Here is a 15,065-nt window from a genome sequence, read left to right as displayed (position 1 = left end):
ATGGGCGGCACCGGCGTCATTGACCATTTTCTTGAGGTCTTCACCCGCTACATCGACAGCGGATTCGGGCTACTCAGCGGCGAAGTCGCCTTCATCGCCACCACCCTGATCGTCATCGACGTGACGCTGGCGGCGCTGTTCTGGAGCTGGGGCGCCGACGACGACATCATGGCCCGCCTGGTGAAGAAGACGCTGTTCGTCGGCGTGTTCGCCTACATCATCGGTAATTGGAACAACCTCGCCCGGATCATTTTCGAGAGCTTCGCCGGCCTCGGCCTGAAGGCTAGCGGCACCGGGTTCACCACGGCCGACCTCTTGCGCCCTGGCAAGGTCGCTCAGACCGGGCTCGACGCCGGACGGCCGCTGCTCGATTCCATCTCCAGCCTCATGGGCTACTGGTCGTTCTTCGAGAACTTCATCCAGATCGCCTGCATGTTCCTGGCCTGGGCGCTGGTGCTGCTCGCTTTTTTCATCCTCGCCATCCAGCTCTTCGTCACGCTCATCGAGTTCAAGCTGACGACGCTCGCCGGCTTCGTGCTGATCCCGTTCGGCCTGTTCGGCAAGTCGGCCTTCATGGCCGAACGCGTGCTCGGCAACGTCATCTCCTCCGGCATCAAGGTGCTGGTGCTGGCCGTCATCATCGGCATCGGCTCGACGCTCTTCTCCGAGTTTACGTCCGGCTTCGGTGGCCAGAATCCCTCGATCGATGAAGCCATGGCGATCGTGCTCGCCGCGCTGTCGCTGCTCGGCCTCGGCATCTTCGGTCCCGGTATCGCCAGCGGCATCGTTTCCGGTGGCCCGCAGCTCAGCGCCGGCGCTGCGGTCGGCACCGGCTTGGCCGCAGGCGGCATGGTGGCCCTCGGTGCTGGCGCCGTCGGCGCCGCTGCATCCGGGGGAGCGGCCTTGGCTGGCGGTGCGGCCGCTGCCGCCCGCGGCGGTGCTGCGGTCGCAGGCGGCGCATCCACCGCATACAGCCTTGGCGCCGCCGGACAGTCTGGTGCGGCCGGCGTCGCTTCCGGGCTTGGCGGCGTTGCCCGCGCTGGCGGCAGCGCCGCCGTCTCGCCGCTCCGCAGGGCGGCATCGCGCGCCGCCGAAAGCATGAAGTCCAGCTTCAATGCTGGCGGCAAAGCCGCCTTCGAGGCGACGGGCGGAACATCCACGATGGGCTCGATCGGGGGAGATGCCGCCGGTGACGGCGCCGCTTCCGCAGGTTCCGCGAGCGCCGGAGGCCCGCCCGCCTGGGCGCAGCGGATGCGCCGCTCACAACACATGACCCATGCCGCTCAGGCCACAGCCCACGCCGTCCGTTCCGGCGACGCCCATGGCGGCGGCTCCTCCGTCAATCTCTCCGAAGGGGACCGCTGATGTTCAAACGACCCTCCACCCATTACGGCAAGGCTCTCGAGCCGGAGACGCCCTATCAGCGCGCCGCCCAGGTCTGGGATGAGCGCATCGGCGCCTCGCGCGTGCAGGCCAAAAACTGGCGCCTGATGGCGTTTGGCTCGCTGATCCTCTCGGCCGGGTTCGCTACCGCGCTCGTCGTGCAGTCTGCCCGGGGAACGATCGTACCGTGGGTAGTTCAGGTCGATCGCCTTGGACAGGCTCAGGCCGTTGCGCCCGCCGAGGCGGACTATCGTCCCACCGATCCACAGATCGCCTTCCACCTGGCGCGTTTCATCGAGCAGGTCCGGAGCATTCCCGCCGATGCGATCATCGTGCGCCAGAACTGGTTGCGGGCCTACGACTTCACGACCGATCGCGGAGCCATGGCGCTCAATGATTATGCCCGGTCCAACGACCCGTTCACGCGGGTCGGCCGCCAGCAGGTCGCCGTCGACGTCTCCAGCGTCATCCGTGCCTCGCCGGACAGCTTCCGTGTCGCCTGGGTCGAGCGTCGCTACGAGAACGGCCAGCTCGCCGACACCACGCGCTGGACCGCGATCCTGACGATCGTGGTGCAGGTCCCCCGCAATGCCGACCGGCTCAGGGCGAACCCGCTCGGCATCTACGTCAACGCCATCAACTGGTCACGGGAGCTTGGGCAATGAAGCCGTCTTTCCGTAAAGCCGGAAATCCGGCTTCACACACGCACGTACTCCCGGCTCTCCGTCGAGCCGCAGTCCCCTTTGTCCTGTTGGCGACGACTGCGCTCGCCGGCTGCGCGACCACCAATCCGCCGCCGGAAATCTCCTACGACAATGCGGCTCCCGCCGTGCAGACGGTCGACCCACCTGCGCCGGTCACCGTGGTCGAACTGCCCCGACCGCTACCGCTGCCTGGCCAATTGCAGCGTGTGGAGGAGACGCGGCGTGCCCCGGAGCCTTCTAATCCGACCGCTCGCGTCAACCAGGCAAACGAGGCGGCACGAGTCCAGCCGGTGCGCGACGGCTTCATTAACTCGATGCAGGTCTACCCGTGGACTCAAGGGGCGCTTTATCAAGTCTATACCGCCGTCGGGCAGATCACCGACATCGCGCTCCAACCCGGGGAGCAGCTTGTCGGCGCGGGTCCCGTCGCCGCCGGCGACACAGTGCGCTGGATCATCGGCGACACCGAGAGCGGATCAGGCGCAACGCGCCAGATCCACATCCTCGTGAAGCCCACCCGCGCCGACCTGATGACCAACCTCGTCATCAACACCAATATGCGCACCTATCACATGGAACTGCGCTCGACAGAGCGCACCTATATGGCGTCGGTCTCGTGGCAGTATCCGCAGGACCAGCTCATCGCGCTGCGTCGGCAGAACGCCGAGGCGCAGGCGGCCCAGCCGGTGGCGAGCGGCGTCGATCTCGCGAACGTCAACTTCCGCTATGCGATCGAGGGCGACCGTGCGCCGTGGCGGCCTCTGCGCGCCTTCGACGACGGTCGCCAGGTCTTCATCGAGTTTCCGCGCGGCATCGGTCAGGGCGAGATGCCGCCACTCTTCGTCGTCGGCCCCGAGGGCAACACCTCTGAGCTCGTGAACTATCGCGTTCGCGGCCACCACATGATCGTTGATCGTCTGTTCGCGGCTGCCGAACTTCGCTTCGGCTCCGGCCGCGAGCAGAAGCGCGTCAGGATCGTCCGCACAGACGGGAGGCCGACCTCGTGAGCGAGAACCCGCCCCGGATTGAGGAAGTGCCGGACGACGATGCGCAGCCCCTGACCGGCGAGCCGGTCGGGCCTGCGCCGATGCGACTGCGGGCCGAACCGCCCCGCGTCACCCGGTTGTCGCGGAAGGTTCTCGCCGGCCTCGGTCTTGTCGCCAGCGTCGGGCTCGGAGGTGCGCTGATCTACGCGCTTCAGACCCGCGACGCCGGTCGGCCGAACGACGAACTCTATTCGACCGAGAACCGCTCGACCGCTGACGGACTGGCCGGCCTGCCGCGAGATTACAGTGGCGTGCCACAGCTCGGTCCCCCTCTTCCCGGTGACCTCGGCCGGCCGATCCTTAGTACCCAGGATCGCGGACAGCCGGTGCCCACACCCGGGACGGCCACGCCCAATCCCGGCATCAGCCCGGAAGAGCAGCGCCGCCTTCAGGAAATCGAGACCGCGCGCACCAGCCGTCTCTTCTCCGGATCGGAAAGCCGGGGCACACCCGCTGCTGCGGGAGCTGCCCCAGCGCTCGCGCCGGCGCCGGATTTGGCGAGCATTGGCCTCGCTCCGCCGCCCGCCACGCCCTCGGCGCAGGACCGGCAGAACGCGTTTCTGAACGCCGCGGCCGATCGCAGGACGGTTGCGCCCGATCGCGTCGCTGCGCCAGTATCGCCGAACGTCCTTCAGGCGGGAGCAGTGATATCCGCGGCGCTGATCACCGGCATCCGATCCGATCTACCCGGCCAGATCACCGCGCAGGTCACCGAAAACATCTACGACAGCCCAACCGGCCGTATCTTGCTTGTGCCGCAAGGCACTCGTGTGGTCGGGCAGTACGACAACAACGTGCAGTTCGGCCAGAGCCGAGTCCTGCTCGTCTGGACTCGGCTCGTCTTCCCGAACGGGCGCTCGATCGTTCTCGAGCGCCAGCCTGGTGCTGACGCTGAAGGGTTCGCCGGGCTTCAGGATGGCGTCGATTACCATTGGTGGGATCTGGCCAAGGCTGCGGGATTGTCGACACTGCTGAGCGTCGGCGCCGAACTCGCGGTCGACAACGACGATCGGCTCGTTCAGGCGATCCGGAACGGTGGGCAGGACACCATCAACGACGCAGGGCAGCAGATTGTGAGGCGTCAGCTCAACGTCGCGCCCACGATCACTATTCGGCCCGGATTTCCCGTGCGCGTTATCGTGACGCGAGACTTGGTACTGGAGCCATATGGAGGGTGATGATGTCGAAGCTTAAGCTAGGCCCCATCGCGGACGACAAGCCGCTTAAGGTACAGGTCGAGCTACCTGCAGCTCTCCACCAGGACCTTGTTGACTACGCCCACCTATTGGGCCGAGAGCAAGGTCAGTCCGCTGTTGACCCAGCTCGGTTAATCGTCCCGATGTTACAACGGTTCATCGCGACAGACCGTGGCTTCGCCAAAGCCAGGCGAACGTTGACGCCGGGGAGCGCCGATTAATCCGTGGTCCCCGCTCTAGAGGGGGTGTCGAAACACTTCAGCAGCAGCGGCAGAGTCGGGTTCTCGTTGTCACTGGAAGAAATTATAGCGGCCGTCGGCGCCTGCGCCGATGGGAGCGGGATCAACGCGATATCCGGCCGGTAGATCACGCTGGTGATGGTCAAGCCGAAGCCCTGTTCGACCATCGTCAGCAGGGTTTCTCGGCTGACTTGTTGGATCGAGAGTTGAACCGCTCCGTCTCCGGCGCCCACCATGCGCCGGAGTATGCCAGCGAGCTCACGCCCAGCGCCATCCGAGCGAACGAGGAAGACTTCGTCACAAATGTCCTCCCACGACAGCTCTGGCCGTGCTGCCAACTCGTGAAGCGGGGACAATGCTACGAACAGATCTGGTTCGCAGAGACGTCGAACTTGGAACTGAGGACTTTTGCTCGCACTCAGGCTGATTGCTGCGTCCAGTAATCCGCGCTTCACCCCCAAAGAGTTTTCTTCTGAAGTGCCTTCCTCAAGCTTTACCTCGATCGTCGGATGTCGATTTCTGAATGCCGCGAGAATGTCGATGATCGGGCACGCCGGAAACGCTTCGAGCATTCCAAACCTCACTAGCCCGGTCTTGAGTTTTCGTGCGGAGCGGATCTCCGTTGCGGCGTTACGAAGGTAGCGCGCTCCCACCACCGCTTGTTGAAGGAAGCGCTCACCTTCTGGAGTCAGCCCTGCCCCCGCTCGCGTACGCTTGAAGAGAGAAAAGCCAAGCTGGCGCTCAAACAGCTGCACACGTCGGCTGACGGTGGATTGCGATATCGATAGGCGCTCCGCCGCTCGGCGGAAGCTGCCGGCCTCGGCGACCTGAACGGCGTACTTCAGGTATCGGAGATCAAGAGTCAGGTCGGGCATGAGACCCGTCCGATCATACCGGCGGTCTCATCGGCGAACCGCCTGCGCCCGGTGAGCGGCACCCATGCACGTCCACTTTCATCGAGCCCACCCCCGCTAGCGCCTGGGGAACGAGCACGTCCGTTGATCTCAGATGTGGAATCCGAGCTGAGCCCCTCAATGAGCATGACCATGTCCGAATCTGTCATAGATGCATGCGGCGGTCATACATTTTCACACGCTTGAAGTCTATGCGCGAAGCATATATTCTTGCGGTATGGAGCCTGAGGTCGCCAAGTACCATTTAGGTGCACTCGCGTTGGCGGTTGCAGACAGCATCGCCAGTGTCTCGGCCTCGTTTTCACCAAGCGGCCGGGGGACCGCCGTGATGGTGTTACTCAGCATGGAGCCCGGACTGCCGATCAGCGTTTTGGCTACCTCGATCGGGCTTTCTCATGCCGGGACGGTGCGATTGATCGATAGGCTCGAGCGCGGACAGTTGGTGGAACGACGAAGACAAATCACCGACAGGCGGGCGCGCTTCATTCACCTCACCAATTCGGGGAAGAAGATAACGGAAGCCTTGCTCAAGGCACGGGAGCAGGTGATCTCCGAATGTGTTTCGCCCCTGTCGCCCAATGACCTCGACATTCTAGGCATGCTGTCGGAGCGGCTCCTTGTGGCAAACGGCTTCGACAAAGATGGCTCGGTCAGCCTTTGCCATCTGTGCGGCTACAGCAGGATCGCGCCTTCCCGTGGTAAAGCTAAGCCGGGGCGCTCGCCACGCTGGAACGTCGCATCAGAAGGCTGACGATATGATCAGGCAGGCTTGATATAATGGGATCGTTTGCGCTCGAACTTCTTCTATGCGTACTTGCCTTCGGGTTCGGATATGCGGCGAACCAAGGCGGAACCTGTTTAGTGGTGGCCGCTCATGAGTTACACAGAAGACAGCCGCCGAAAATGTTCGTCGGATTTCTCGCAGCGTCGGCAGCGGCAGGCCTGGTTGCGGTCCCGATAGTCTGGACGGGAACACTGGGCGCAACACTCGCACCCTCGACTAGCATCAATTTCCTACTGCTCATCGGCGCCATCGCCTTCGGCCTCGGCGCACTCATTAATGACACATGCCTGCTCGGATCGCTGGCGCGGCTTGGGGATGGGGAGATGCGACTTCTAGCTCTACCCTTGGGATTGGCGATTGGTATCTTGGCTGCCAACCATGGCAGGTTCGGCTACGATTCAACATGGCCAAGCTTAATCTCCAAACCGAGCGCAACAGGCCTCGTTACTCTCCTAGCCTTCCTAGTTGTGCTCGTGCTGGCACTCGTTTTCGTTTCCACGAAGAGCGTTCTGCGAACAAAGCCGGGTTGGTCGTTCGGCGCTTCGATGATTGGACTCGGTATCACTGGCGGACTTCTATATGCACTCTCGCCGGCCTGGACCTTCGCAGACGTGATTCAACGCGCCCTTCCTCTCAGAATGTCGCCGGCCGGCGAGGTCGCGCTCACTGCGGTGATCTCTTCGATCGCAGGCGCCCTTACCGCCTCCTTTCGCCAAGGAAATCTGCGTCTCCAACTGCCGACAGCCAATGGCATTCTGCGATCTGTCGTCGGCGGCACATTGATGGGTATCGGAATAGCGCTCATACCCGGCGGGAATGATGGGTTGATCCTCGCAGCGGTTCCGACTCTTTCACCTGGTGGGATAGTCGCCTACCTTCTGATGACGACGACAATCGTCTTCGGATTTGCAGCGCGTGGTAAGTTATTCCGGCGCTGCCTTTCACGGCCATGATAAGGGCAACAGAGGACTTGCCCTCCTGACATGAGCATTTATCCCGACCGGGAATATCGGCTGACTAGCTCGTATGCCTTTGCAGGCCCTTGGACCATGATGACCACTTCAAAGGCCGCCGGCCCCAGAATCCTGTAGGTTGCATGGTAGGTGTCGTCTCCGCAGGCATAGACGCCACTCGCTTCCAACCCGGTATCCGTCCGCGAGAAACTCACGCTGAGGAACTGCGTCCCGATATGAGGTCCGTCTGCGAACTCGACGACAACACTGTCCTCGCTCAAGCGATAGCGATACTGTCGGCACGCGGAGAATACTCTGCCATCTGCCAGTGTGAGAATGCTGCTCTCTCGATAAGCGAGCGCGCCTTCGCCGAAACGGGCGAAGACCGCGTCGCCATGCAGCTGAGCGCCTCCGGGCTCGATATCGCGACGGAGCATCCATGCCCCGCGGAGGTTCTGCAGGATTTGCACGCCCGCCGTCACGAGAGGACCACAGTCACGAGGGCGCAAGCGCCCCTCTGTGGCGGACCGAAGCACGCAGCAGCACGAGGGACGCCGCTAGCAGAACTGCGTCCTTCAGTAGAAACTGCCCTGGTGCAGCCGAAATCGCAGGAAAGCCGCCGGCAGTCTGCTCCGCGACACCTGGAGTGGTGATGAAAAAGGTCAGCGTGATCAGATATGTCGCCGCTGACATCAGTGCGCCGAGCGCAGAGAAGAGTGGACGAAATGCACCAAGGATCAGAACGAGACCGGTCGATAACTCGATAACGCCGATGAAATAGCTTTGCCCCTGCATCCCGAACATGCCCAGCCAATTCATGATCGGGCTGTGTTCGATAAACGGGGCGATACCATAGGCCTCGTACGCTGTGAACTTCATCGCGCCGAACCACAGAAATACGATCACGAGAGCCCATCTAAGCAGGCCAAGATCCCTCCGACCGTGCTCGGGGACAAGAAATTCATAACGGTCGAAAATGCTCATCTAAAATTCCTCAACAGTGGTCCCGTGGGAACGTCACGAACGTCGTCTACGTGCTTCGGGCAGGCGTTGCAGTATATGCGCGACGCATATACTAATAAGCGAGATATGTCGAGCGGCTGGCTCGCGCTTCGCTGCCTCACGAAGCCATCCTCATCGGCGATGCCTTTACCCAGCAAACGCGCGACCTTGCGGGATTTTGACTTGATGGGGCTGGCGCTCCGGGTGGGCCTATAGCCCGTTGGCAAACGTCCAGCCTGTACGGATGGACGCGGCCCTCGACGAGATAACCATGCCGACCGAAATCGTAGCAGCGATCGCCGCAATCCCCGACGTCGTGGAGCACGGACTGTTCCTCAATGGGATTGATACAATCGTGATCGCGCGCGGTGACACGATGGAAGTGCGACGCCGGGGGCAAGCGAGGTCTCGCTGATCTGCACCTGCGCGGCCTGGATGACAGCGCTGACGCGGAGTGATTCTCAGGCGCGACCTACGGCGATTCCGAGCGAAAAGGCTTGCCCTATAGCCGCCAGGTATCAACGGTTCCGCGGCCTTAGCGAGCCGGACCCGTTTTTTTCGGCGCGCTCGATCAGTCGAAATCCTCCGAAACCCTTTTAAAACAGGACATTTTCCACAAGCCGCGCGGCGGAAGAGGACCACGGTATGGCTTGCTGTCTATGCTCCGCGCACATATAGATGTGGCAATGGATGGACCTCGAGATCGAAACATTTTCGGGGCGTTCGCACTCATGATCAGCGACGACATCGTTCGCGCTAGTTCATCGCGGGCGCCGGAAGCTGGACCCGCCGCCTCAGCGCTGGCGTTGCTCGCGCACAAGCCCGGGCTCTCGATCCGTATGCTTGCGATCGGGGTGGGCCTTTCACATGCTGGAACTGTTCGCCTGGTGGATAGATTGGTAAGCGAGGGATTGATCGAGCGTAGGGAGCATTCGACAGACGGGCGCGCGCGATCCCTCTATCTTACTCCAACTGGCAAGGTCGCGAGCGACGAGGTCCTGGCCTCGCGCGATCAAGTGATTGCCGAAGGGCTATCGATCCTTAATCCAGACGAACTGAAAACCTTATCGGACATCGCTGAACGCGTTCTCCGAAATCGCTTGGAAAACCTCGAGCAGTCATACCGCATCTGCCGCTTGTGCTGCTACGAGGGCTGCACGAACTGCCCCGTCGATGCCGAATTGCATGAGCGAGGTGTGGACCGCGAGAAGAACGACGACGCGTAGGAGACTCGCAATTGCGGCAGCTCAACGCTGCTCAGATGGCGGGGCTTCATAATGCCAGCGAGCCTACCATCAGCCGCATTCTTTTGGCTACGCGTCAAGCCGGCCGATCGGGCATGGCGGTCTCATTCTAATATGTCGGTGATCGCCCCACTTTTAGCCGCTCAGTTGATCGGAACGCGGTTTCGGAAGCGGCCGTTCAAACCACTCGCTGCATTCCCATTTCTCTATGTCCGATAGGTAGTTTCGGGGAAAAGCAGTCGGGAACAGGTTTCGGGAACGCATGCTCCGGCAGGAGCGCAGCGCGCGTCCCAAGCGCGTTTTCCCGGTAGAGCTTCCCAATCGGCAAAGTGCGGGCCACCTCAGACTGCGAACGCGAAAAACCGCCTGGCTGGTCACTCAAGGCAGGGTAACGACGATTTTCGCTGCGGATACACCCGCCTTCAGGGCTTCCAAGGCAGCCTGGAGCATTTCAAGGCCCTGGCCCACGACCTTCGCCGGAGGGGCGGGGACGAACGTGCGCGCCGCGAGAGCCTGCGGCAGGAATTCGCGGTAGATCATTGGACCAACCTCGTCATCCTTGAGGCTCGTCCCGGAGATGTGCGTCGCCTCGACTCCAAATGGACGCTCGTCGGGCGGGGCCAGCGTCGCTGCCACGCGGCGCGAGCCCTCGCATCTCGCAATGACGGCAAAACAGTCTTTCATGTGACCGGTCGCGTGAAGCGTTCCAGCGAGACTGCGCCCGCGCATTGCCTCAATCACGTCTTCCACGATGGCTGGACTCGAGTGGTCAAGAACCTCGCTTGCACCCAGCTCCTTCAACAGGCCGGCGTTGCGCGCCGAAGCGGTGGCGACGCACCTGTAGCCCGACGCCACCGCGAGCTGGATGGCGTTGCAGCCAACGCTCGACGATCCACCCCAGACCAGAACGACCTCTGGACGCGCGGTCGGCGAGTGTAACGGTGGCGCGAGAGCCAACTGTGTCCTTCCGTAGAGCCCGCTTGCGGCGGTGCCAAGGCCAAGCGGGAGGACTGCCGCATCAGCGAAGGCCATGTTGTTGGGGATCGGCGCCGCCATGTGGTCCAGCACGATCGTGTGGTGCTGGAACGCACCCTGCGCAGGTTGATTTACGGTTGTCCCGACCGCCTGTCCGATGACTCGATCGCCGACCTTGAACCGCTCGACCGCGCCACCGACCGCCGCGACCTCACCGGAGACGTCGCTGCCGAGAATCGCGGGATAGTCGAGCCATGGCAAAAGCGCGACGTCCTGCAGAATCCAGTCGAGTGGGTTGATCGCGATGGCCGCGTTGCGGATCAATATCTCGTTCGCCGCCAGATGCGGCAGAGCGGTGACACCGATCCTCAGTGGCTGCCTCGGCGCTTTCTGCCAGGCGGCCTGATTAGTCACGGTTTCGGTCATCATCAACTCTTTTTGTCAAGGATACAGCTGGGCGTTCGTCTGAGCGGTCCAACCGCCAGGTCGGGCGCACGAAGTGGCAGCTATAGCCCCCAGGATAGCGCACCAGGTATTCTTGGTGCTCTGGCTCCGCCTCCCAAAAGGGTTCTTCTGGGTTGATCTCCGACACGACCGGGCCAGGCCAGCTTCCTGATGCCTCGATTTCCGCGATGGTTGTGAGGGCGACTTCCTTCTGCACTTCGGTGGTGTAGAAAATCGCCGATCGATAGCTCGGACCGACATCGCTGCCTTGTTGCTCGTAGGTCGTGGGGTCATGGATCTGGAAGAAGAGTTCCAAGAGCGAGCGATAGGCGAGAACGGAAGGGTCGAAGGTCACTTCCACTGCTTCCGCATGGCCGTAATGTCTCGCGTAGGTCGGATCAGGCATTTCTCCGCCTGTGTAACCGACACGCGTCGAAATGACTCCCCTGGCTCGGCGCAGCAAATCCTCCATGCCCCAGAAGCAGCCGCCTGCTAGAATTGCTCGCTCTGTCGCGGCCGCCCTATTGCCGGTAGGCGATTGGCTCACAGTCCGTTCGCCCTCCTCCGTGTGCGCCACGGTCAAGCCAGCCTCGCGGGATCCGCAGCCTGACTGGCGCTCAAGAGCTCGGTCTGCACGTCCGAACCCCGGATGAGACTCAGATCGACGGGACATCGATCAGCGATCGCGAGGATCCGAGCGCGCTGATCATCACTCAGCGGCCCATCGAGGACAATGGTGCGGGTGAACCGGTCGGGTGGCATCATGTCCGGCACCTTCTCGTGCTGCACGGTCGTGCTCGCCCGTTCGAGCGGAAAGCCCTTGCGGTTCGCATAGAGACGCATCGTCATCACCGTGCAGGCTGCGAGGCCGGCAGATACGAGTTCGTAGGGAGATAGTCCGGTCCCGAGGCCACCGACCGATGCTGGCTCGTCGGCGAACAGAGTGTGCTCGCCGCTGCGGACCTTGAGCTGGAACGTCCCTGCAAGAGTTTCGGTGGCGACGACGCCCTCCGCAACCTCGACCTGCGGAAGATCCGCGCTGAGTGGTGGGAGAAAGCGGCTCGCCCAAACCGCCACCATGGCCGCGGCGTAGTTCGCGTCCGCGACGTCGGTGAGAAGGTGATCCGCGTTGTCGAGCGAGATGAAGCTTTTAGGGTGCCTGGACGCGACGAAGATGCGCGACGCGTGGTCGATGCCGACCACCTGATCCAGCGGAGAGTGCATGACCAGCACCGGCCGTCGCAGGGAGGCAATGGCCTTCTCGACGTCGATCCCCTCAACCGCCTCAAGGAACCCTCGGCGAATGAGGAAGGGCCTACCGGCAATCTCCACCGAGGCCTCGCCCTCGCTCGCGATGGTGTCCAGATCATTCGGTCCGAAGAGGCGCAAGATATGCTGAAGGTCGGCCGGCGCACCAATCGTCGCTACCGCCGCAATATCAGGCATGTCGGCGGCGGCTACGATCGCAGCGGTGCCACCCAGGCTGTGCCCGACGAGGAGGGACGGTGACATGCCCGCCGCCGCCATCGCCTTTGCGGCGGCCCGAAGGTCCTCGACGTCCGACGCGAAGTTCACAGGTTCTCCCGTCCCACCGCCGATCCCGGTCCCGGCGAAATCGAACCTCAAGACCCCGATGCCCGCACGCGACAGCGCGCGCGAGATGTGAACAGCGGCGCGACTGTCTTTCCCGCACGTGAAGCAGTGGGCGAAGATCGCCCAGCCCCGCGGCGTCCCTTCCGGCGGTTCGAGGTGCCCGGACAGCGGAGAGCCAGCCCCACTGACAAACGTAAATGATCTTCCTGCCATGTCCATCAAACCTCCAGCACGCGGCTTGGCGGTTGCGCTCTCAGAACCTTCGACGGAGCTGAGCGGAGCGCACCGCCAACCGGTAATCGTCATCTCAGGCTATCATTTATATGTCTGGCGCATATAGACAAGCCCCTATACCATGATTATATGCGCCAAGCATACTTCTGCGACCTGCTTTCCAAAGGCGGTCTCACGGAAGAGGTATCAGTCAGGCGCGTGGGCCAAAGGACTATGGAACTCAATCAAGTCAGCTATTTCATCAACTTGGCCGAGACGCTGAATTTCACAGCGGCCGCTCGCTTGAGCGGTGTGTCACAGCCAAGTCTGACCCGCGCGATTCGCCGCTTGGAAGATGAGCTTGGCGGGCCGCTGATCTATCGCGACGGGAAGAACAGCCGCCTGACTGGCCTTGGCCATGACGTCGAGGCAGAATTCCGGCGCATGGTGGTCGCGATGAAGAGCGTTCGCAATCACTCGGAGCACTGGGCGATGGGGGGGCACCGCGTGCTGGATGTCGCCGTCGCGCCCACCGTCGGACCAAAGGAATTTACGGCATTCTTCGAGAGCGCATTGGCGGAGATGCCATCCATCGAAATTAAGCTGCACTCGCTCCAGTCGAACGAGGACACATCGGAGGTGCTTTCAGGAAAATACCACGCGTGCATCATGCCGCGTGAAACAAGACCGGAACGCAAGCTGGATGTGCATCCTCTATTTCGGGAGCGCTTCGTGCTCGGCTGTTCTGCAAACCATCCCTTGGCGGCCAACGAGATCGTGCGCGGCGAAGACCTGCTCGAGTTTCCATTCGTCGATCGCCTGAAATGCGAGTTTCGCGATCGGATCCTCGATCACTTCGCGCGACGGGACTTGCTCATGCGACCTCGCTTTCGATCAGATCGCGAGGACTGGGTGCAACGGGTCGTCGCTGACGGCCACGCCATATGCATTCTTCCGGAACGATCGCCGACCGTGCAAGGCCTCGTGACTCGGCCGATCGACGGATTTGTCTTGGAGCGCGAAGTCGTGATCGCGACAGTATCCGGCTCCACGGCAACGGTCGAGATACGGAACATCGCGCAGCTGGCAGCCCGGTACGAGTGGAACTGAATCACGACGTGAAGAGCTTCGGCGCTATGGAAACTATACGCGCAGCGTATTGGATAAATCTGGGGCGCACTGCGATAGTCGGCGCAATGACTGCAAAGATAAATGACAGCGTGTCGAGCTCTCTAGATTAAGTATTGGAGACTATCATGAAGTTTGAGAAGTCACAGGCAGCAGTTGACCGCCTGACCCCCGAGCAACGCCGGATTACCCAGGATTCGGGGACCGAAAGGCCCTTCACGGGTGAGCACAACGACAACAAGGAGCCTGGCATCTACGTCGACATAGTGTCGGGAGAGCCGCTGTTCGCTTCAACGGACAAGTTCGATTCGGGTACTGGCTGGCCCAGCTTCACCAAGCCGATCGTTCCGGCAAACGTGAACGAGGTGCGGGACAGTGCACACGGCATGGTCCGGACGGAGGTCAGGTCGGTACACGCCGACAGCCATCTGGGCCACGTGTTCCCGGACGGTCCTTCCGACCGCGGCGGTCTGCGCTACTGCATCAACTCTGCGTCCCTTCGCTTCATCCCGCGCGACGAGATGGAGTCCGAGGGATACGGTGAATATCTCGATCAAGTAGAGGAGGCTTAACATGCATCAGCGCGCTGTTCTCGCAGGAGGATGTTTCTGGGGCATGCAGGATCTGATCCGCAAGCGGCCCGGCATCATCTCGACCCGTGTGGGTTACACGGGCGGCGATATTCCGAACGCCACGTATCGTAATCACGGCACGCATGCCGAGGGGATCGAGATTGTCTTCGACCCGACAGTGACGAGCTACCGGAACATCCTGGAATTCTTCTTCCAGATCCACGATCCGACGACGCTGAACCGCCAGGGCAATGATCGTGGGCTCTCCTACCGGTCGGGCATCTATTATGTCGACGAGGAGCAGAAGCGCGTCGCCGAGGATACGATCGCCGATGTGGATGCCTCGGGGCTGTGGGATGGCAAAGTGGTGACCGAGGTCCAGCCGGTCGGCGAGTTCTGGGAGGCCGAGCCCGATCACCAGGATTATCTGGAGAAGCGCCCGGGCGGCTACACCTGCCACTTCGTCCGTCCCGGCTGGGTGCTTCCGAAGCGCCAAAAGGTTGACGACGTACAGCCAGCGGCCGGGACCGCGGCGGAATAGGCTTCACTGCCGTTGCCACTGCGCCGGTCCGGTCCGCAATCTTCGTGACCGCGTCGTTCAGCGACGCGGTCATCGAACCCTACTTCAGAGTGACGGCTCGTTCCAGTCAGTCGCCATCGCAACACCAGGATCGC

General features: G+C 62.1%; 18 protein-coding genes. 12 read left to right on the top strand and 6 right to left on the bottom strand.

Annotated elements, in window-relative coordinates:
• From trbL to CO731_RS09010, 5 genes are read left to right on the top strand one after another with little or no spacing between them, the layout of a single operon-like run.
• Positions 1–1,365 (top strand): P-type conjugative transfer protein TrbL, encoded by a 1,365-nt coding sequence (trbL, locus tag CO731_RS09030; RefSeq protein WP_052819661.1) that lies wholly within the window; start codon positions 1–3, stop codon positions 1,363–1,365.
• Positions 1,365–2,048 carry a conjugal transfer protein TrbF gene (gene trbF, locus CO731_RS09025; RefSeq protein WP_052819662.1) on the top strand — a complete coding sequence of 228 codons (684 nt, stop codon included), beginning with the start codon at positions 1,365–1,367 and terminating at the stop codon, positions 2,046–2,048. Before trbL ends, trbF begins: the two co-directional genes overlap by 1 nt.
• Positions 2,045–3,094: a P-type conjugative transfer protein TrbG gene (trbG, locus tag CO731_RS09020; protein ID WP_052819663.1), complete on the top strand. Its 1,050-nt coding sequence runs from the start codon at positions 2,045–2,047 to the stop codon at positions 3,092–3,094. The genes trbF and trbG overlap by 4 nt, the downstream gene beginning before the upstream one ends.
• Positions 3,091–4,311, top strand: coding sequence for a TrbI/VirB10 family protein (locus CO731_RS09015; RefSeq protein WP_052819664.1), 1,221 nt, complete (start codon positions 3,091–3,093; stop codon positions 4,309–4,311). The genes trbG and CO731_RS09015 overlap by 4 nt, the downstream gene beginning before the upstream one ends.
• A 2-nt stretch (positions 4,312–4,313) precedes the next feature.
• Positions 4,314–4,550, top strand: a complete 237-nt coding sequence (locus CO731_RS09010; protein WP_026227538.1) for a DUF2274 domain-containing protein — start codon at positions 4,314–4,316, stop codon at positions 4,548–4,550.
• Here the strand turns inward: CO731_RS09010 and CO731_RS09005 are convergent.
• Positions 4,547–5,443 carry a LysR family transcriptional regulator gene (locus CO731_RS09005; RefSeq protein WP_052819665.1) on the bottom strand — a complete coding sequence of 299 codons (897 nt, stop codon included), beginning with the start codon at positions 5,441–5,443 and terminating at the stop codon, positions 4,547–4,549. The two genes, CO731_RS09010 and CO731_RS09005, sit on opposite strands and share 4 nt — an antisense overlap.
• A gap of 190 nt (positions 5,444–5,633) precedes the next feature.
• Here CO731_RS09005 and CO731_RS09000 point away from each other — a divergent pair, with 190 nt between their 5' ends.
• Both CO731_RS09000 and CO731_RS08995 read left to right on the top strand, forming a co-directional pair.
• On the top strand, positions 5,634–6,233 hold the full coding sequence (locus tag CO731_RS09000; RefSeq protein ID WP_245327299.1) for a MarR family transcriptional regulator: 600 nt from the start codon (positions 5,634–5,636) through the stop codon (positions 6,231–6,233).
• 26 nt (positions 6,234–6,259) lie between these two features.
• On the top strand, positions 6,260–7,219 hold the full coding sequence (locus CO731_RS08995) for a YeeE/YedE thiosulfate transporter family protein (protein WP_108606866.1): 960 nt from the start codon (positions 6,260–6,262) through the stop codon (positions 7,217–7,219).
• A 38-nt stretch (positions 7,220–7,257) separates the two neighbouring features.
• Here the strand turns inward: CO731_RS08995 and CO731_RS29275 are convergent, their stop codons facing one another.
• Positions 7,258–7,689: a DUF6314 family protein gene (locus tag CO731_RS29275; RefSeq protein ID WP_256371665.1), complete on the bottom strand. Its 432-nt coding sequence runs from the start codon at positions 7,687–7,689 to the stop codon at positions 7,258–7,260.
• Positions 7,690–7,714: 25 nt separating this feature from the next.
• Positions 7,715–8,203, bottom strand: a complete 489-nt coding sequence (locus tag CO731_RS08985; RefSeq protein ID WP_052819669.1) for a DUF417 family protein — start codon at positions 8,201–8,203, stop codon at positions 7,715–7,717.
• A 289-nt stretch (positions 8,204–8,492) separates the two neighbouring features.
• Here CO731_RS08985 and CO731_RS28685 point away from each other — a divergent pair, with 289 nt between their 5' ends.
• On the top strand, positions 8,493–8,636 hold the full coding sequence (locus CO731_RS28685; protein ID WP_156316066.1) for a hypothetical protein: 144 nt from the start codon (positions 8,493–8,495) through the stop codon (positions 8,634–8,636).
• A 316-nt stretch (positions 8,637–8,952) separates the two neighbouring features.
• Positions 8,953–9,447, top strand: a complete 495-nt coding sequence (locus CO731_RS08980; protein ID WP_004099028.1) for a MarR family winged helix-turn-helix transcriptional regulator — start codon at positions 8,953–8,955, stop codon at positions 9,445–9,447.
• A gap of 396 nt (positions 9,448–9,843) precedes the next feature.
• On the opposite strand, the gene CO731_RS08975 is transcribed toward CO731_RS08980, so the two are convergent.
• From CO731_RS08975 to CO731_RS08965, 3 genes are read right to left on the bottom strand one after another with little or no spacing between them, the layout of a single operon-like run.
• Positions 9,844–10,866: a zinc-binding alcohol dehydrogenase family protein gene (locus CO731_RS08975; protein WP_197283330.1), complete on the bottom strand. Its 1,023-nt coding sequence runs from the start codon at positions 10,864–10,866 to the stop codon at positions 9,844–9,846.
• Positions 10,847–11,431, bottom strand: coding sequence for a peptide-methionine (S)-S-oxide reductase MsrA (gene msrA / locus CO731_RS08970; RefSeq protein WP_256371669.1), 585 nt, complete (start codon positions 11,429–11,431; stop codon positions 10,847–10,849). Before msrA (CO731_RS08970) ends, CO731_RS08975 begins: the two co-directional genes overlap by 20 nt.
• A gap of 32 nt (positions 11,432–11,463) precedes the next feature.
• A complete protein-coding gene (locus tag CO731_RS08965; protein ID WP_052819671.1) occupies positions 11,464–12,696 on the bottom strand; it encodes a bifunctional alpha/beta hydrolase/OsmC family protein in 1,233 nt (410 codons plus the stop codon).
• A gap of 228 nt (positions 12,697–12,924) precedes the next feature.
• On the opposite strand from CO731_RS08965, the gene CO731_RS08960 reads away from it, so the two are divergent.
• The 3 genes from CO731_RS08960 to msrA (CO731_RS08950) all read left to right on the top strand — a co-directional run bounded on the left by CO731_RS08960 (position 12,925) and on the right by msrA (CO731_RS08950) (position 14,931).
• Complete coding sequence (locus tag CO731_RS08960; protein WP_011191349.1) at positions 12,925–13,800, top strand: LysR family transcriptional regulator; 876 nt, start codon at positions 12,925–12,927, stop codon at positions 13,798–13,800.
• 146 nt (positions 13,801–13,946) lie between these two features.
• Positions 13,947–14,390 (top strand): peptide-methionine (R)-S-oxide reductase MsrB, encoded by a 444-nt coding sequence (gene msrB / locus CO731_RS08955; RefSeq protein WP_004099035.1) that lies wholly within the window; start codon positions 13,947–13,949, stop codon positions 14,388–14,390.
• A gap of 1 nt (position 14,391) precedes the next feature.
• Complete coding sequence (gene msrA / locus CO731_RS08950; RefSeq protein WP_003464967.1) at positions 14,392–14,931, top strand: peptide-methionine (S)-S-oxide reductase MsrA; 540 nt, start codon at positions 14,392–14,394, stop codon at positions 14,929–14,931.
• The last annotated feature ends 134 nt before the right edge of the window (positions 14,932–15,065 follow it).

This window comes from Aminobacter sp. MSH1 (assembly GCF_003071665.1).
Lineage (GTDB): Bacteria > Pseudomonadota > Alphaproteobacteria > Rhizobiales > Rhizobiaceae > Aminobacter > Aminobacter niigataensis.
This window is presented reverse-complemented; position numbering and strand designations above follow the sequence as displayed.